This is a genomic window from Paraburkholderia sp. A3BS-1L (assembly GCF_051125215.1).
Classification (GTDB): domain Bacteria; phylum Pseudomonadota; class Gammaproteobacteria; order Burkholderiales; family Burkholderiaceae; genus Paraburkholderia.
In genome coordinates this window covers 1,089,684-1,104,536 of sequence record NZ_CP120444.1, presented here as the reverse complement: position 1 = coordinate 1,104,536, position 14,853 = coordinate 1,089,684, and the positions used below count along the sequence as shown (strand labels likewise).

General features: G+C 66.3%; 15 protein-coding genes. 14 read left to right on the top strand and 1 reads right to left on the bottom strand.

Going from position 1 to position 14,853, the window contains the following annotated elements:
• The first annotated feature begins 182 nt into the window (after positions 1-182).
• From P5W99_RS30160 to fae, 7 genes are all read left to right on the top strand, one after another.
• Entirely contained in the window at positions 183-1,232 is a 1,050-nt protein-coding gene (locus tag P5W99_RS30160; RefSeq protein WP_421027474.1) for a beta-ribofuranosylaminobenzene 5'-phosphate synthase family protein, read from the top strand.
• Positions 1,233-1,269: 37 nt separating this feature from the next.
• Complete coding sequence (locus P5W99_RS30155; protein ID WP_421027473.1) at positions 1,270-2,187, top strand: NAD(P)-dependent methylenetetrahydromethanopterin dehydrogenase; 918 nt, start codon at positions 1,270-1,272, stop codon at positions 2,185-2,187.
• A gap of 82 nt (positions 2,188-2,269) precedes the next feature.
• Entirely contained in the window at positions 2,270-3,481 is a 1,212-nt protein-coding gene (locus tag P5W99_RS30150) for an ATP-grasp domain-containing protein (RefSeq protein WP_434664773.1), read from the top strand.
• Positions 3,456-4,520 carry a methenyltetrahydromethanopterin cyclohydrolase gene (gene mch, locus P5W99_RS30145; RefSeq protein WP_421027471.1) on the top strand — a complete coding sequence of 355 codons (1,065 nt, stop codon included), beginning with the start codon at positions 3,456-3,458 and terminating at the stop codon, positions 4,518-4,520. Before P5W99_RS30150 ends, mch begins: the two co-directional genes overlap by 26 nt.
• Before the next feature lies 1 nt (position 4,521).
• The gene (locus P5W99_RS30140; RefSeq protein ID WP_434664771.1) at positions 4,522-5,508 is read left to right on the top strand and encodes an ATP-grasp domain-containing protein; all 987 of its coding nucleotides are present in this window, start codon (positions 4,522-4,524) and stop codon (positions 5,506-5,508) included.
• The gene (locus tag P5W99_RS30135) at positions 5,505-6,500 is read left to right on the top strand and encodes a triphosphoribosyl-dephospho-CoA synthase (protein ID WP_434664769.1); all 996 of its coding nucleotides are present in this window, start codon (positions 5,505-5,507) and stop codon (positions 6,498-6,500) included. Before P5W99_RS30140 ends, P5W99_RS30135 begins: the two co-directional genes overlap by 4 nt.
• Positions 6,488-6,997, top strand: coding sequence for a formaldehyde-activating enzyme (gene fae, locus P5W99_RS30130; RefSeq protein ID WP_421027468.1), 510 nt, complete (start codon positions 6,488-6,490; stop codon positions 6,995-6,997). The genes P5W99_RS30135 and fae overlap by 13 nt, the downstream gene beginning before the upstream one ends.
• A 132-nt stretch (positions 6,998-7,129) precedes the next feature.
• On the opposite strand, the gene P5W99_RS30125 is transcribed toward fae, so the two are convergent.
• On the bottom strand, positions 7,130-7,654 hold the full coding sequence (locus P5W99_RS30125) for a dihydroneopterin aldolase (RefSeq protein ID WP_421027467.1): 525 nt from the start codon (positions 7,652-7,654) through the stop codon (positions 7,130-7,132).
• A gap of 316 nt (positions 7,655-7,970) precedes the next feature.
• On the opposite strand from P5W99_RS30125, the gene P5W99_RS30120 reads away from it, so the two are divergent.
• The 7 genes from P5W99_RS30120 (at position 7,971) to P5W99_RS30090 (ending at position 14,742) form a co-directional block, all read left to right on the top strand.
• Positions 7,971-8,603 (top strand): flavoprotein, encoded by a 633-nt coding sequence (locus P5W99_RS30120; protein ID WP_421027466.1) that lies wholly within the window; start codon positions 7,971-7,973, stop codon positions 8,601-8,603.
• Between the two features lie 84 nt (positions 8,604-8,687).
• Positions 8,688-10,073 (top strand): DUF6513 domain-containing protein, encoded by a 1,386-nt coding sequence (locus P5W99_RS30115; RefSeq protein WP_434664766.1) that lies wholly within the window; start codon positions 8,688-8,690, stop codon positions 10,071-10,073.
• Entirely contained in the window at positions 10,074-10,682 is a 609-nt protein-coding gene (locus tag P5W99_RS30110; protein WP_421027464.1) for a DUF447 domain-containing protein, read from the top strand.
• The gene (locus P5W99_RS30105) at positions 10,679-11,395 is read left to right on the top strand and encodes a (5-formylfuran-3-yl)methyl phosphate synthase (protein WP_421027463.1); all 717 of its coding nucleotides are present in this window, start codon (positions 10,679-10,681) and stop codon (positions 11,393-11,395) included. The genes P5W99_RS30110 and P5W99_RS30105 overlap by 4 nt, the downstream gene beginning before the upstream one ends.
• A 242-nt stretch (positions 11,396-11,637) precedes the next feature.
• Entirely contained in the window at positions 11,638-12,936 is a 1,299-nt protein-coding gene (locus P5W99_RS30100; RefSeq protein WP_434664764.1) for a tyrosine-type recombinase/integrase, read from the top strand.
• 332 nt (positions 12,937-13,268) lie between these two features.
• Positions 13,269-13,532 (top strand): hypothetical protein, encoded by a 264-nt coding sequence (locus tag P5W99_RS30095; protein ID WP_434664762.1) that lies wholly within the window; start codon positions 13,269-13,271, stop codon positions 13,530-13,532.
• Between the two features lie 10 nt (positions 13,533-13,542).
• Positions 13,543-14,742 carry an MT-A70 family methyltransferase gene (locus P5W99_RS30090; protein ID WP_434664761.1) on the top strand — a complete coding sequence of 400 codons (1,200 nt, stop codon included), beginning with the start codon at positions 13,543-13,545 and terminating at the stop codon, positions 14,740-14,742.
• Positions 14,743-14,853 lie beyond the last annotated feature (111 nt).

The following is a 14,853-nucleotide window of genomic DNA, read 5'->3' as shown; positions in this document are numbered from 1 at the left end:
ACGCGCGTGTTCGCGCAGCGTGCCGCTTCCCATGCCTGCGCGCGAGGGCGTGCTCGATACACGCGATCTGCGATAGGCGCTTGAGTCGATCCGCACACACACGCGGACCCGCACGCGGTCCGTATGGCACGCCGCTTGCATGAGTCGGCGGACCAGGCCGTCCGCTCACCGAGGAAGCGCTCATGACGCAATACGCCACGACGCAATACCCCACGAAAGCCGCGAGTGCCATCACCGTGAATGCACCCGGTCGACTGCATCTCGGCTTTCTCGATCCGGGCGCGTCGCTCGGCCGGCGCTTCGGCAGCCTCGGCCTCGTGATCGACGGCATCAGCACGACGCTCGAGATGCGGCTCGCCGGCAGCCACCACGCTGTCAATAGCAGCGAAAGCAACGACGATCATTACGCCGCCCCGCCCTACGCGAGCGAGGAGCTGCCGCGCCTGCGCGCGCATATGGAGACGCTCAAGCGCCTGAGCGGCCGGCGCGAGCCGCTCGATGTGCGCTTGCGTCACGTACTGCCCGTTCATGCGGGCCTCGGTTCCGGCACGCAGCTCGCGCTGTGCGCCGGTCATGCGTTCGCGCGGCTGCATCGGCTCGAACTCGACGCCACGCAGCTTGCGCTCGCACTCGCGCGCGGCGCGCGCTCGGGCGTAGGCGTGGCGGGTTTCGAGCAAGGCGGGCTGATACTCGACGGCGGCCCGCGCTCGGCGACGGAGCTGCCGCCGGTGCTGTCGCGCCTGCCGTTTCCCGACGAATGGCGCGTGCTGCTGGTGCTGGACGACGCGCACACCGGCTTGTCCGGCCCCGCCGAACGCAAGGCGATGGCCGCGTTGCCGCCGTTTCCGCAAGAGCTGGCCGCGCACGCCTGCCACCTCGCGCTGATGCAGATCCTGCCGGCCGCTGCGGAACACGACTTCGCGCCGTTCGCGCGCGGCGTGAGCGAATTGCAGGACCGCATCGGCCGCTATTTCGCGCCGTCGCAAGGCGGCATCTACACGAGCGCGGCCGTCGCGCGCGTGCTCGACTGGATCGGCGCGCGGCATCGCGCCGGCATCGGACAAAGCTCATGGGGGCCCACGGGTTTCGCGATCCTGGCCTCGCATGACGAGGCCGCCCACGCCGTGGCGGCGGCGCGCGAGGCCGGTGTGGTCGGTCCCACGCTGCGGCTCGAAATCGTCAAGGGGCGCAACGCCGGCGCGACCGTCATTCATGCGCCGGGCAATGCCTGACGCCCTCTTTCAACCTCTCTTGCACATCCGACAAACGATGGAACGTCCCTTCATTCTCCACATGTTCACGCCGACCCGGCAGATGAGCCCATTCGACGTGAACATGGCCGTCGATGCGGGATACCAGGTCGTCGTGCCCTACGCCGACGTCGGCATCGACAACGTTGCGGCCCTCACGCAGGACGCAATCTTTTCGCGCGGCCCCAAGGGCGTGGCGCGCACCGGTCTCTTCATCGGCGGACGCGACGTCGTGCTGGCCGCCGACATGCTCAAGCGCGCGCGCGAAGCAATGGTGCCGCCGTTCGAGGTCTCGGTATTCGCCGACCCGAGCGGCGCCTACACGACAGCGGCCGCGCTGGTCGCCAGCGTCGAGTGGCATCTGCGGCGCACGCACGGTGAGGCGCTCGAAGGCAAGCGCGTCGTCGTGCTGGGCGGCACGGGCCCCGTGGGCGTGATCGCGGGCGTGCTGGCCGCGCGCGCGGGCGCGCACGTCTCGATTGCCAGCAGTCGAGGTCTCGAAGCCGCACAGGCCGCGAGCGGCCGCATCAACGCGCGCTTCGACGTTCAGACGCGCGGCGCCGATGCCCAGCTGACCGAAGCGCTCGACACCACGCTCGCGCGCGCCGAGCTGGTGTTCGCAACCGCAGCGGCAGGCGTGCAGGTGATGAACACGCGCCAGGTCGATCAGGCCTCCCAACTACTCGTGGCCGCCGACGTGAATGCGGTGCCGCCAGCGGGCATCGACGGCGTGGGCGTCGCCGACGACGGCAAGCCGTTCGGGATGCACCGTGCGCTCGGCATTGGCGCGCTGGCGATCGGCAACGTCAAATACCAGGTGCAGCGGCGCCTGTTCGAACGCATGCTTGCGACCACCAGGCCGGTCTACCTCGGTTTCGAGGAGGCCTTCGCGCTCGCCCGCGAGGTCGTGGCCGAGGGTGAAGTTCAGGCAGCGTGAGCCCATCAAGAACCGCGATGCGCCACGCGAAGCCCAACCATTACCGCTGCTGCCGCCAATATCGCCGCAGCGAGGCGCGATCATGACGCGGCCCGCCATCGTCGTGGCCGGACTCTCCGCGCGGATGCTCGCGGAGTCCGCGCATCGCGCGGGCTGGCGCGTCATCGCGCTCGACCTGTTCGGCGACAGCGACACGCGAGGCGTCGCGCAGCGCTGGCATCCGGTCGGTCATGCCGCGGCGCTCGCGCTCGATCCGATGCGCACGCGCGCGGCGCTCGAGCGCGCGAGCTTCGAGCCCGGCGTGATGGGGTGGATCGCGGGCAGCGGCTTCGAGGCCTGCCCGGCCCTGCTGAGCGCGCCCGTCGCGGGGTTGCCGCTCATCGGCAACGCGGCGCCGGCCTATGACGCCATGCGTACGCCCACGCGTTTTTTTGCCATGTTGAGCGAGCACGGCATTGCCTTCCCCGAAACGCGGATGGAGCCCCCGCTCGACGCGCGCGACTGGTTACGCAAAGAAGCCTCGGGTACGGGTGGCCGGCATATTCGCTTTGTGGATCCGGTCGACGGTCCGGGCCATGACCTTGGCCATGACGTGCGCGACGGCATCTATTACCAGCGGTTTTGCGAAGGCCGCCCGATGTCGGCGCTCTTTCTCGCCGATGGACGCCGCGCGAGCGTGCTCGGCATCAACGAGCAGCTCGTCGCGCGGCATGGAGAGCATTCGTTCGCCTGGCGCGGCGCGATCGGACCCGTGCAGGTGGGCCCTCGCCTCGCGGACGCAGTGCGCCACGCCGTGCAGGCGATCGTCGCGGCGAGCGGGCTCGTCGGCCTCAACAGCCTCGATTTCCTGAGCGACGGCGAACGTTGCATCGTCCTCGAAGTCAACGCGCGCCCGTCGGCCACGATGGCGCTCTACGACTGCGATCCCCATACTCCGCTGCTCGCGCGTCACGTGCGGGCCTGCCGGGGCGAAGCCCTCACGGCCTTCGAAGCCGAACAGGAACCCGGTGCCAACACGCGCGCGCTGCCCGTGCGCGGCCAACTGGTCGTGTTCGCGCAAGACCACCATACCGTCACCCCCGCATTCGAAGATCAGGCGCGGCGGCTTGGCTGGTGTCACGACATTCCCGTCGCCGGCAGCGCGATTGCCGCCGGTACGCCGCTTTGCACCGTCTCGGCGACCTGCGCGCCGGGCACATCCGCGGATGCGGTGCGCGCGGCCCTCGCCGCCCGCGCCGCCGCCATCGAACCCTTGCTGAAGGTGTCCCATGAACGCTCATTCGCCTGTCGTTGATTCAGTTGAATCGGTTGAAGCGGCTGAATCAGTTGCGTCCGCAACTAGAGCCGCATCGCTCAGCGTCAACGCACTCGCGCAGCCCTTGCTCGCCGCGCTCCTTGAACGGCAGACCGAACTGGGCATCGCCGCGCGACGCGACCCGCGCGGCGTGCTGATCGTCGATGCCGGCATCGATGCGCCCGGCAGCGTGGCCGCTGGCGCCGGGATCGCCGAAATCTGCATGGGCGGGCTTGGCACCGTGCGCGTGCGCGCGAACGGCGGCGCCGGCGCGCGCGACGAATGGCCCACCGTGGTCGAGATTGCGAGCGCACAGCCCGTGCTCGCCTGCCTCGCGAGCCAGTACGCGGGCTGGAGCCTTGCCGCCTCGAAGGAGGAGACCGGCGCCAAGAAGTTCTTCGCGCTCGGCTCGGGACCGGCGCGCTCGCTCGCCTGCAAGGAGCCGCTTTACGAGGAACTCGGTTATCGCGACGTCGCGAAGCGCGGCTGCCTCGTGCTGGAGGTGGACCGCGCCCCGCCCGAAGTCGTCATCGACAAGATCCTGCGCGATTGCGCGCTGGAGCCGCACGAACTCACGCTGATCCTCACGCCCACCGCCAGCCGCGCAGGCACGACGCAAGTGGTCGCGCGCGCGCTCGAAGTGGCGCTGCACAAGGCCCACGTGCTGGGCTTCGCGCTCGGGGACATCGTCGAGGGCAGCGCAAGCGCACCGCTGCCGCCCCCCGCGCGCGAAGCGATCGAAGCGATGGGCCGCACCAACGACGCGATCCTTTACGGCGGACGCGTCCACCTGAGCGTCAACGGCAACGACGACGACGCGCGCGATCTCGCGCAGCGCCTGCCTTCGTCGGCCTCGCGCGACTTCGGCCGCTCGTTCGCCGAGATCTTCACCGAGTACGACTACGACTTCTACAAGATCGACCCGGCCCTCTTCGCGCCCGCCGAGGTCTGGGTCAGCAGTCTCGCGACGGGCCGCACCTGGCACGCGGGCGCGACACGCTTCGACCTGCTTCATCCGCTGTGGCTCGGCGAGGCATGACATGAAAGCGAGCGCGATCGCAAGCGCGAACACGAGCGCGAACCCCGGCGGACCGCGCATCGCCATCATGACCGACGAGACCGGCTGGCATACCACGCGCCTGAAGCGCGCGCTGCGCGAGCGCGGCGCGCAGGGCCGCTGCGTGGATCTCGCCGACTGCCGCATCGACACCACCTGGGCCGCGCACGGCCTCGTGATTCCGGGCTATGGCCGCGGTCTGCCCGATGCCGTGATCGTGCGCGGCATCGCGGGCGGCACGTTCGAGCAGGTGACCGTGCGCCTTGGCATCCTCCATGCGCTGCGCGAGCTGGGCGTGCCGGTCTACAACGACGCGCGCGCGATCGAGCGCAGCGTCGACAAGTCGATGACGTCGTTCCTGCTCCATCGCGCCGGCATCCCCACGCCGCCCGCGTGGGCCGGCGAGTCGGTGCCGCACGCGCGCCGCATCGTGATGCGCGAGGCGGCGGCAGGCCGCGAGGTCGTGCTCAAGCCGCTGTTCGGCTCGCAGGGCAAGGGGCTCGTGCGCCTGGCATGCAGCGCTGAAGCCGGCTGCGCGGCGCTGCCTGCGTTGCGGGGCTATGGCGGGCTCGCGTATATGCAGCGCTTCGTACCGCCAGCCTCCACGCCCGGCTTCGACTGGCGCGTGCTGGTGGTGGGCGGCAAGGCGGTCACTGCCATGCGGCGCGTGAGCGAGCACTGGATCCACAACGTCGCGCAAGGCGGTCGCTGCGAAACTCAGCCGCTTACGCCCGAACTCGCGCAGCTCGCCGAGCGCGCGAGCGCCGCGCTCGGGCTCGACTATGCCGGCATCGACCTGGTGCCCTGCGGCGCCGCCGACGCCGGCGCCCAGGTCATCGAAGTCAACGGCGTGGCCGCGTGGCGCGGTTTGCAGTCCGTGACATCGTTCGATATCGCGGGCTGTATCGTCGACGACTTGCTCACGCGCAGGCTCGGGTACGGCTGCACGCCGCGCGAGGCGGTCGCATGAACGCGCGGCCGGCTCACAAGCTCATCCCCGCAGCCAATGCGGCCACAGCAGTCACGAAAGCGGCGGCGATCGAGGCCGCGTTTCTCTGGGCCTGCGAGCAGGATGTCGCGTGCGCGAAGCCCGGCAATGTCAGCGTCGCCTCCGCCGGGCACGGCATGACCGCGGACCATTTTCTCGCCAGCGCGCGAGCGGCCTGCGCGCCGCTCGCGCGCGCGGGCACGTCGGTGGGCGCACGCATCGAGGCGGCCATCGCCAGCACGCGTGCCGTGGCCGCGTGCAACACCAATCTCGGCATCGTGCTGCTCTGCGCGCCGCTTGCTGCCGCATTCGAAGGCATATTCGAAGGCACATTCGAAGCCAACCCGCCGCCGGCCTCGTTGCCCGCCTGCACCGCATCCTTGCAACAGGTCCTGCGAGCGTTGAACGTGGAGGACGCCTGCGCTGCCTATCGCGCGATCGCACTCGCGAATCCAGGCGGGCTCGGCGAGGCGGACAGCCAGAGTGTCGGCACGACACCCACGGTCGATCTGCGCGCGGCCATGACGCTTGCCGCCGATCGCGACAGCATCGCGCGCCAGTATGCCGAAGACTTCCGCGATGTGCTGAGCTTCGGCCTCGCCACATTTCGCGCGGCCCGCGCTGCGCGGTCCGCTTCGCCCACGCCGCTCGCCGACGCGGTGCTGCTCACCTGGTTCGCCTTCCTCGCGCGCTGGCCCGATTCGCACATCGCGCGCAAACATGGCAACGCCTGCGCGCAGCGAATTTCGGACGAAGCGGCGGCGTGGCTCGCGCAGAGCGAGGCGCGCCTGTGCGCACCCGGCACGCTCGACGACTGGGACGCCGCGCTCAAGGCCGGCGGGATCAATCCGGGCACGAGCGCGGACCTCACGGTCGCAACGCTCTTCGCGGCCGCCTGCCTTGACCCGTCGATGATTACGCCTTTAACCGACTTTTCACTGGAGTCACCGGAGACAACCCCATGGCAAAGATAGATCGCGTGCTAGTTGGCGAATCGCTCGTTGGCGAAGGCAACGAAGTCGCGCACATCGACCTGATCGTCGGCCCACGCGGCTCGGCGGCGGAAAGCGCCTTCTGCAACGCGCTCACCAACAATAAGGACGGCTTCACCTCGCTGCTCGCCGTGGTCGCGCCCAACCTGGTCGCCAAGCCCAACACGGTGCTGTTCAACAAGGTGACGATCAAGGGCGCGAAGCAGGCCGTGCAGATGTTCGGCCCGGCTCAGCGCGCGGTGGCACTCGCGGTCGCTGACAGTGTGGAAGACGGCACGATTCCCGCCGACGAAGCCGACGACGTCTTTATCAGCGTAGGCGTATTCATTCACTGGCAGGCCGAAGACGACCAGAAGATCCAGGACTACAACTATCGCGCCACACGCGAGGCGCTCAAGCGCGCCGTGAACCGCGAACCCCGCGCGGCCGAGGTGGTGCGCCGCAAGGGCGAAGCGAAGCATCCGTTTGCCGCCAGCTGAGCGGCACGCCCGGAACCAAAGCGCGGAACCAAGGCACACAACCCAAGCGCCCAACCAGGCGCTCAACGAACCGGACAGCACCTCATACAGGCGCGCCGGACGGGTCCTGGCAAGCCCCGTCCGGCCGCCCGTTCAAAAGGTCCCTTCCGGCGGAAACATGCCCGCGCCGAGCAACGCCAGCGCCACGCCCTCGCGCTTGTGCGCGGGTGCCACGCTCGCGCGGCGCCGCTCGATCGTCACGCCCACCGCCTTCACATTGGCGAATTTGTTCGGCTTCACGAGCGCGACCCGCACCCAGTGCGCGCCGAAATCGACCAGCAGCATTTGCGCAATCACCTCGGCCAGCGCCTCGAGCAGTTGCACGCCATGATTCGACAACAAGGCCTGCAGCGCACCGTGGACTTTTCCATAGTCGATGGTGTCGTGAATCGCGTCGGTATCGCACGCCCGGCTGCGCGGCAGACCGGCCCAAAGATCGATCTGCACCGGTTGCGCGTCGTGCAGTTCCTCCGGGTCGATGCCGATCACCGTCTCGCCGGTAAAACCCTCGATAAAAATGAGGTCCATCGGTTGCGCACCCTCGCCTTCAATCTGGCGCGCCGTGCTGACTGCCTGCCTCGCGGGCCGGTCGAACATGCTGGTGTCGATTGCGTTCATGCTTGCTCCTCTCGCTTGCCCTGAATGGGTCGGCACGAACTCATGCAAGAACCGTCCCAGGCACGAATGTCGCAAGCAAAACCCGCGTAGTGGTTCACGGCAGGTCCGCGGCAGCGCAACTGTGCGGCAAAAGCACTGCAAAAGCGCGCGGTCCCAGCGTGGCAAAGCGCATCTGGCACGTCGCGCGCCCGGTGACACTGTGTATCGCAAACTGCGCAAGCTGCCTGTCCATCAAAAAGCGCATGGAACGGCGCACGCGCACGGCAGCCACCCGACGACGAACCGAACACGAACCGATAGCAACAGCAGGCAGACAATGACCCGAGCCCATCCATCGAACCAGGCGCACCCAACCCACGAAGGCCGGGACGATAAGGCGCTCGCGAGGCCTCGCCTTGCGTGGGCCATCACCGGATCGGGGCATTGCCTCGAAGAATCGCTCGCGCTTGCCGCCGAGCAGCCGAACGTCGACCTGTTTCTCTCACGCGCCGCCGAGGAAGTGTTGCCGCTCTACAAGATCGGCATCGCGCAACTGAAGGCGCGCTTTCGCGTGTTCCGCGACAACAGTGCGAGCGCCGTGCCGGTGGGCATGTTCTACGAAGCCGGTCTCTATCACACGCTCGTGATCGCCCCGGCCACCAGCAACACGGTGGCGAAATGCGCCTTCGGCATCTCGGACACGCTGCCGACCAACCTGTTCGCGCAGGCTGGCAAGCTCGGCATTCCCGGCATCATCTTTGCATGTGACACAGAACCGGTCGTGGTCACGAAAAGCCCGCTGGACTGGGTCGAACTGAGGCCGCGCAACATCGAGCTGCAGAACGTCGAGCGCCTGCGCCAGATCGACCACTGCGTGGTGGCCAATTCGATCGACGCGCTACGTGCGGCGCTGGAGACGCGTTACAGAACGCTCGGCCTGCTTGCGGCCGTGCCTGATCAAGCCAGTTGATCGACGATCAAGAGAGACGCTCAAGAGCGACAAACCCAGGCGACAACCCCAGCGACGATTCAAAGCGAGCCCGACTCACACACCATGGAACACATCGTCTTTCTCACTGGACGCCTCGCCCAGCCCGGGCTCGAACGGGTGCTGCGCAGCCTCGAGCCCGCGCCGTTCACCTGGGAGATCCGCGAGATCGGCCTGCAAGTCGCCGCGCTCATGACGGCCGACATGATCCGCCGCCGCGTGAGCGCGCCCATCGCGGCCGACCGCGTGATCGTGCCTGGCCGCTGCCGGGGCGACCTCGATGCGCTCTCGGCTCACTACGGCATCCCCTTCGCGCGCGGCCCCGAGGAGCTCAAGGATCTGCCGGCCTACTTCAACCGCGCAGCGCGGCCGGTCGACCTCTCGAAGTACGACATCGCCATCTTCGCGGAGATCGTGGACGCGCCCCGCCTCGACGTCGAGGCCATCTGCCAGCGCGCCGCACAACTCCAGGCCGACGGCGCCAACGTGATCGATCTCGGCTGCCTGCCCTCCACGCCATTCCCGCATCTGGCCGACGCGGTGCGCGCGCTCAAGGCGCGCGGCTTCACGGTCAGCGTCGACTCGATGGACGCGAAGGAGCTCGTGCGCGGCGGCCGCGCCGGCGCCGACTATCTGCTCAGTCTCTCGACCGAGACGCTGTGGATTCTCAACGAGGTCGAATCGACGCCCATCCTGGTGGCGCGCGAGCCCGCCGACGAATCGTCACTCTTCACCGCGATCGAAACCGTGAGCGCGATGGGACGGCCGTTTCTTGCCGATCCGATTCTCGACCCGATTCCATTCGGCCTCCTGAAGTCGCTGGTGCGCTACCAGCGCGTGCGCGACGCGTTCCCCGATGCGCCCATCATGATGGGCGTGGGCAACGTCACCGAGCTCACCGAGGCCGATACGTGCGGCATCAACGCCGTGCTGCTCGGCATGGGCGCGGAGCTGGGCATTGCCGCCATCCTGACGACCCAGGTCAGCCAGCACGCCCGCCGCGCGATTCGCGAAGCGGACGTCGCGCGGCGCGTGATGTACGCTGCGCGCGAGCAGCGCACGCTGCCCAAGGGCATCTCGGACGCGCTGATGACCGTTCATGCGAAACGGCCCTTCCCCGACTCGCCCGAGGAAATTGCCGACACCGCGCGCGCGATCCGCGATCCGAACTTTCGGGTGCAGGTTTCGAGCGCAGGCGTGCACGTCTACAACCGCGACGGCCATCATGTGGCTGTCGACCCGTTCGCGCTCTGGCCGCGCCTAAAGCTCGAAAGCGACGGTGCGCATGCGTTCTACATGGGCGTGGAACTGGCGCGCGCCGAAGTGGCGTGGCGCCTCGGCAAGCGCTACGCGCAGGATCAGTCGCTCGACTGGGGCTGCGCCGCCGAGCGCGATGCGGAAAACCTGCTCGAACAATGCGCGCCAGGCACGACGCTGCGCAAGGAGGCCTGAATGATCCACGAGACCGTAGTCACCACCTGCTCCGCCGACGGCACGCCGCATATCGCGCCAATGGGCGCGCGCCTCGAGCGCGAGAGCGTCGTGCTGATGCCGTTCACGCCGTCCACCACCTACGACAACATCATGGCGAGCGGCTGCGCGGTGATGAATTTCACCACCGACGTGCGCGTGTTCGCCGGCTGCGTGACGGGCCGTCGAAGCTGGCCGACGCTGCCCTGCGGCACGGTGCCGGGCGTGCGTCTCGCGGGGGCGCTCGCGCATACCGAGTTGCGCCTCGTCGACGCGAGCGGCGACCCGGCCCGCCCGGTGCTGACGCTACGCCGCGTGGCCGAGGCCACGCACGCGCCTTTCACGGGCTTTAACCGCGCGCAGGCCGCCGTGGTCGAAGCCGCCGTGCTGGTGAGCCGCCTGCATCTGCTGCCGCGCGAAAAGATCGAAGCGGAAATGGCGTGGCTCACGATCGCCATCGATAAAACGGCAGGCCCCGCCGAGCGCGAAGCCTGGCGGTGGCTGAGCGAAGCCACGGCCGCTTTCTATTCAAACCACGATTCCCTCCACGATTCACACAACGAGCGCGCGTGCATGCGCGAACCGACATGATCCGACTCCTCACCAGTGTGCGCGACCTCGCCGAGGCGCGTGAAGCAGCCGCCGCAGGGGCGGATTTCATCGACCTCAAGGAACCGCGCGCGGGCGCGCTGGGCGCTTTGCCAGCGACGCGCGTCGCGAGCATCGTCAACGCGTTGCGCGAGAGCAATCCGGGCCTGCCCGTGAGCGCGACGATTGGCGACCTGCGCCCCGGCGACCACGCGGCCGTGGCGCATCATGCGAACCGTATCGGCCGCTGCGGCGTGGATTACGTGAAGGCGGGCGTGGCCCCGGGGCCCGCGGCGCGCGAGACGCTCGAACGCATGCGTGCGCTGCGCTGGAGCATGGTACCGGTGCTGCTGTGCGACGACGGGCTCGATCTCAGGCTGGTTGAATATGCATGCGAGTTGGGGTTCGCCGGTGTGATGGCCGATACGCAGCGCAAGGAAGCCGGCAGCCTCTTTCACTGCGTGCCGCTCGCCGTGCTCGATAGCATGGTGCAGATCGCGCGTGCGCATGAAGTGATGGTGGGGCTCGCGGGCGCGCTGCGTGTCGAGCATGTGCCACGCGTGCGGGCGCTGTTGCCGGATTTTGCCGGGTTTCGGAGCGCGTTGTGCGATGGGGCCCGGACGGGCAGGCTCGAGGGCGCGCGGGTGCGGATGCTGCGCGGCGCGTTAAAAGGTGAAATGCAGGCGGCACGGTATGAGCCCCTGCAGGCCGCGTGATTCACACTGAATTCTGATTGCAGTCTTTGTGTGGGTTGCGCTTTGCGGGGTTACTTGAATTCGTGCAGGTCTACCAGGTCTGCCCCTGTGCGGGGAAATCTGCTTGTTTACCTCGTGTTCTGACGTATCATCAAACACACAAACCCATTGAAAATCAAATGCTTAGTGTTCATGATGCGTCGCCTAGTGCTTGTGTGTTCACAAGCGCACTTTGTCCTGCAATTGTCCAAAGGGAACACGCAATGTCAAACCACGAAAAATTCAAGATTGACCGCGCGTTCATGCGCGCACTCGATCGGACCCTTCCTCGTGAATACACCTGCGATCAGTTGCGCGGCTTCGGCGTGCGCGTCGCGGCGAAAGGCACGACGACCTACTTCTACCGGTTCCTCGACGGAACCGGTAGACCCAAGCGCGTCACGCTCGGGAAATGGCCTGATGTCGAACCCGCCGCCGCCCGCGAGGCGGCGAAGGCTCACGGTGCCCTACACGACAAAAAAGGTGACTCGCTTGCGATCAAGGTGGCGAAGCACGAAGCCCGCATTGTCGTACAGCGCAAGCTCGGCAAGCTGACACTGCGTCAATTCCTGACGCAGCGCTATGACGATCATCTTCGTACCCATGGGCGCAGCGGCACGAAGAACAGTGACTTGATCCGTTCGAAGGGAGGCTTCGCGTGTCTGCTGGATCGCGACATGGCGCTAATCTCCGGGCTCGACATTGAGCGCTGGCGCGCCGAACGCCTGAAGGCGGGAATCAAGCCCGCGACGACGAACAGGTATTTGAACGCACTTCGCGGCGCGTTCAGCCGTGCGTGTGAATGGGGCTTGCTCGAAACGCATCCGATGAAGCTCGTGAGGAAGCAGGACGAACCAGGCCTTGAAGGTGATCGCTTTCTGTTGCCCGACGAAGAAGCCCGTTTACGCGCTGCGCTGGACCAGTACGACGACGCCGTTCGGGCAGAACGCGCGAAAGTAATGCGCCGACTGCGCCGTGTCAGACCCGCTCAGTCGGTCGCCGATGCCACGAGACCCGCCGTGCTGATCGCGCTGAACACGGGTGCACGTCGCGGCGAAATCCTGAAGCTCGAATGGCGTCACGTTGACCTGAATCATGCTCTCGTGACCTTTCCGGCCTCGGCAACAAAAAGCGGGAAGAGTCGCGTCTTGGCGCTGAACCGCGAAGCCCTCGCCGTGCTGACCGAGTGGCGCGCGCAGTGTCCGCCTGATGCCGTGTTCGTGTTCCCGAATGAAACCGGCAAGGCACCGCTGCGCGAATTGAAGAACTGGCCGAAGGTCCGCGACGCGGCGAACATCACGCGATTGAGGTTCCGACTTCACGACGCGCGACATCACGCAGCATCGCGCCTAGTCATGGCGGGCGTTGACCTGTTCAGCGTCAGCCGTGTTTTAGGCCATGCTGACGGGCGACAATCCGGGCGATACGCTCACTTAAGCCCCGCACACCTGAGAGACACAATGGCCGTTCTCGACTCGCCGAACACCATCGGTCAAACCGTGGCCGCGTCAGTCGCCGCCTAATAGGGAAAAGCGCGGCCCAAATGCGCTCCGCATCGAAGACCGCCTCAGGATTACCCTAGTCGTACGCATACCAGTTAGACGCCAGTCTGCTCGCTCCGATATCGCCAAATGTGGTTATCGGGGCGTTTTGTTTTGCTTGCGGCATTCGTCTGTCTCCATTCCCGTTTTGGGCAGTTATCGTGCGGTATCAACAATTGACGATATCGCTAGTAGTGCGCAAGAGCATCCCGAAAAAACGCGCATAAGTGCCATTTGCATGGGGCAAATATCCAGGCTTTAATGACCTTCACGCGCCATGTGCGCAGTTCAGTAAACTTGACAGTGAGGTAGAAATGGCGAGCCTGAATAAGCGACAACGTGAGGATGACGAACAAAATGAACAAGATGGAATTCCGGTTCTCTACACGGTTGCGCAACTGGCAAAGGCAAATCACTGTTCGCGCGGATTGATCTACAAAATATTGAAGGATCCGAACGGTCCTGTGTGCGTGAAGCTTGGCGACAAGACGCTTGTCGAAGCCAGTGAATGGCGTCGTTACCTGGAGCGCAAGACCGTTCGCCGCGACGCTGCCGAAGAAGAAGCCGAAGTGGCGTGAAGGACGGGCCATGAATTCCCCTGAAACCAGCGAACGCATAGCCGAAACCGGTGGAAAATCACACCCGCGCGACAAGGCAGCAAACCGCGAAGCTATCCGACGCGCCATTGAAGCCGAGCCGCAGGCGACCAACACCGCCATTGCGAAGCTCGTGGGCACCTCGCGCGATACCGTGATCGCGGTGCGCCGCCAGCTTGGTGAAGCCAGTGCACTCGCCGCGCTCGATGCCACACGCAGCGCGCTTGTGACCGCAGACAACGTCGCGGATGTGAAAACCATTCGCGACAAGGCGAAAGGCATTCAGGCATGGGCGCGTGAAGCGCAGGATACGGCTATGTTCGAAAAGGCGACGCGGCTCTTCATGGAAGCCGAGCGCCGCGCTGGCGAACTATTGATGACCATGGTCGAGCGTGGTGAGCGTGACGCAGGCCATGGGGGCGATAGAAAATCACGGTCCCGCAATGGAACCGTGAACAAACTCAGTGATCTCGGCATCACGAAAAAGCAGTCGATGAAGTGGCAGCAGCTTGCGCGCATGGATGCGGACAAATTTGAATCCCATGTGACGCAGACATCGAAGCGCGTCGTAAGCGTAGCGAGTCAGGCCGAAGAAACGGCACTTCGGCGTGCCGAGCGTATCGCATACATCCTTGATATCTGCACGGGCAACGCGCCGCTCGACGGCATCGCGCAGCGTTACCCGGTGCTTTATGTCGATCCGCCGTGGCGCTATGAGCATGTGAAAACTGAAAGCCGCGCCATCGAAAACCAGTATCCCACGATGAGTCTCGAAGAGATCAAGGCGCTACCCGTGGCCGAGATTGCCTTCGATGATTGCGTGCTCTTCATGTGGGCCACGAGCCCGAAGCTCGCGGAGGCGTTCGAAGTGCTCACCGCGTGGGGTTTTACCTATCGCACGTGCGCGGTATGGGACAAGCAGAAGATCGGCATGGGCTATTACTTTCGCCAGCAACACGAACTGTTGCTTGTAGCAACACGCGGAGATCCCATTGTGCCCGAGCCATATGCGCGCGCCCCATCGGTTTTCAGCTATCCGCGTGCCGAGCACAGCGCGAAGCCAGTGGAGTGCTACGCGATGATCGAGGCCATGTATCCCGAACTGCCACGGCTTGAGATGTTCGCACGCCTCTCGCGCGGTGGTTGGGACGCATGGGGCAATCAATCGCGTGGGGGCCACCGTGAGCCCTGACAATAAAAAAGGCCGCTTGTGCGGCGGCCTTCAAATGACCCCGATGCTGTGTCCCGCCCACGCCGGGCCGACGGGGCAGCGTCAGATTAGCCCGCGCCTCATGCGCGCGCA

Excerpts from the sequence above, each read along its gene's own strand:
- P5W99_RS30160 (WP_421027474.1), top strand. The coding sequence starts at position 183 with ATGACGCAATACGCCACGACGCAATACCCCACGAAAGCCGCGAGTGCC.
- P5W99_RS30095 (WP_434664762.1), top strand. The coding sequence starts at position 13,269 with ATGGCGAGCCTGAATAAGCGACAACGTGAGGATGACGAACAAAATGAA.
- mch (WP_421027471.1), top strand. The coding sequence starts at position 3,456 with ATGAACGCTCATTCGCCTGTCGTTGATTCAGTTGAATCGGTTGAAGCG.
- P5W99_RS30105 (WP_421027463.1), top strand. The coding sequence starts at position 10,679 with ATGATCCGACTCCTCACCAGTGTGCGCGACCTCGCCGAGGCGCGTGAA.
- P5W99_RS30120 (WP_421027466.1), top strand. The coding sequence starts at position 7,971 with ATGACCCGAGCCCATCCATCGAACCAGGCGCACCCAACCCACGAAGGC.
- P5W99_RS30115 (WP_434664766.1), top strand. The coding sequence starts at position 8,688 with ATGGAACACATCGTCTTTCTCACTGGACGCCTCGCCCAGCCCGGGCTC.
- P5W99_RS30140 (WP_434664771.1), top strand. The coding sequence starts at position 4,522 with ATGAAAGCGAGCGCGATCGCAAGCGCGAACACGAGCGCGAACCCCGGC.
- P5W99_RS30135 (WP_434664769.1), top strand. The coding sequence starts at position 5,505 with ATGAACGCGCGGCCGGCTCACAAGCTCATCCCCGCAGCCAATGCGGCC.
- P5W99_RS30155 (WP_421027473.1), top strand. The coding sequence starts at position 1,270 with ATGGAACGTCCCTTCATTCTCCACATGTTCACGCCGACCCGGCAGATG.
- P5W99_RS30150 (WP_434664773.1), top strand. The coding sequence starts at position 2,270 with ATGACGCGGCCCGCCATCGTCGTGGCCGGACTCTCCGCGCGGATGCTC.
- P5W99_RS30100 (WP_434664764.1), top strand. The coding sequence starts at position 11,638 with ATGTCAAACCACGAAAAATTCAAGATTGACCGCGCGTTCATGCGCGCA.
- P5W99_RS30110 (WP_421027464.1), top strand. The coding sequence starts at position 10,074 with ATGATCCACGAGACCGTAGTCACCACCTGCTCCGCCGACGGCACGCCG.
- P5W99_RS30125 (WP_421027467.1), bottom strand. The coding sequence starts at position 7,654 with ATGAACGCAATCGACACCAGCATGTTCGACCGGCCCGCGAGGCAGGCA.
- fae (WP_421027468.1), top strand. The coding sequence starts at position 6,488 with ATGGCAAAGATAGATCGCGTGCTAGTTGGCGAATCGCTCGTTGGCGAA.
- P5W99_RS30090 (WP_434664761.1), top strand. The coding sequence starts at position 13,543 with ATGAATTCCCCTGAAACCAGCGAACGCATAGCCGAAACCGGTGGAAAA.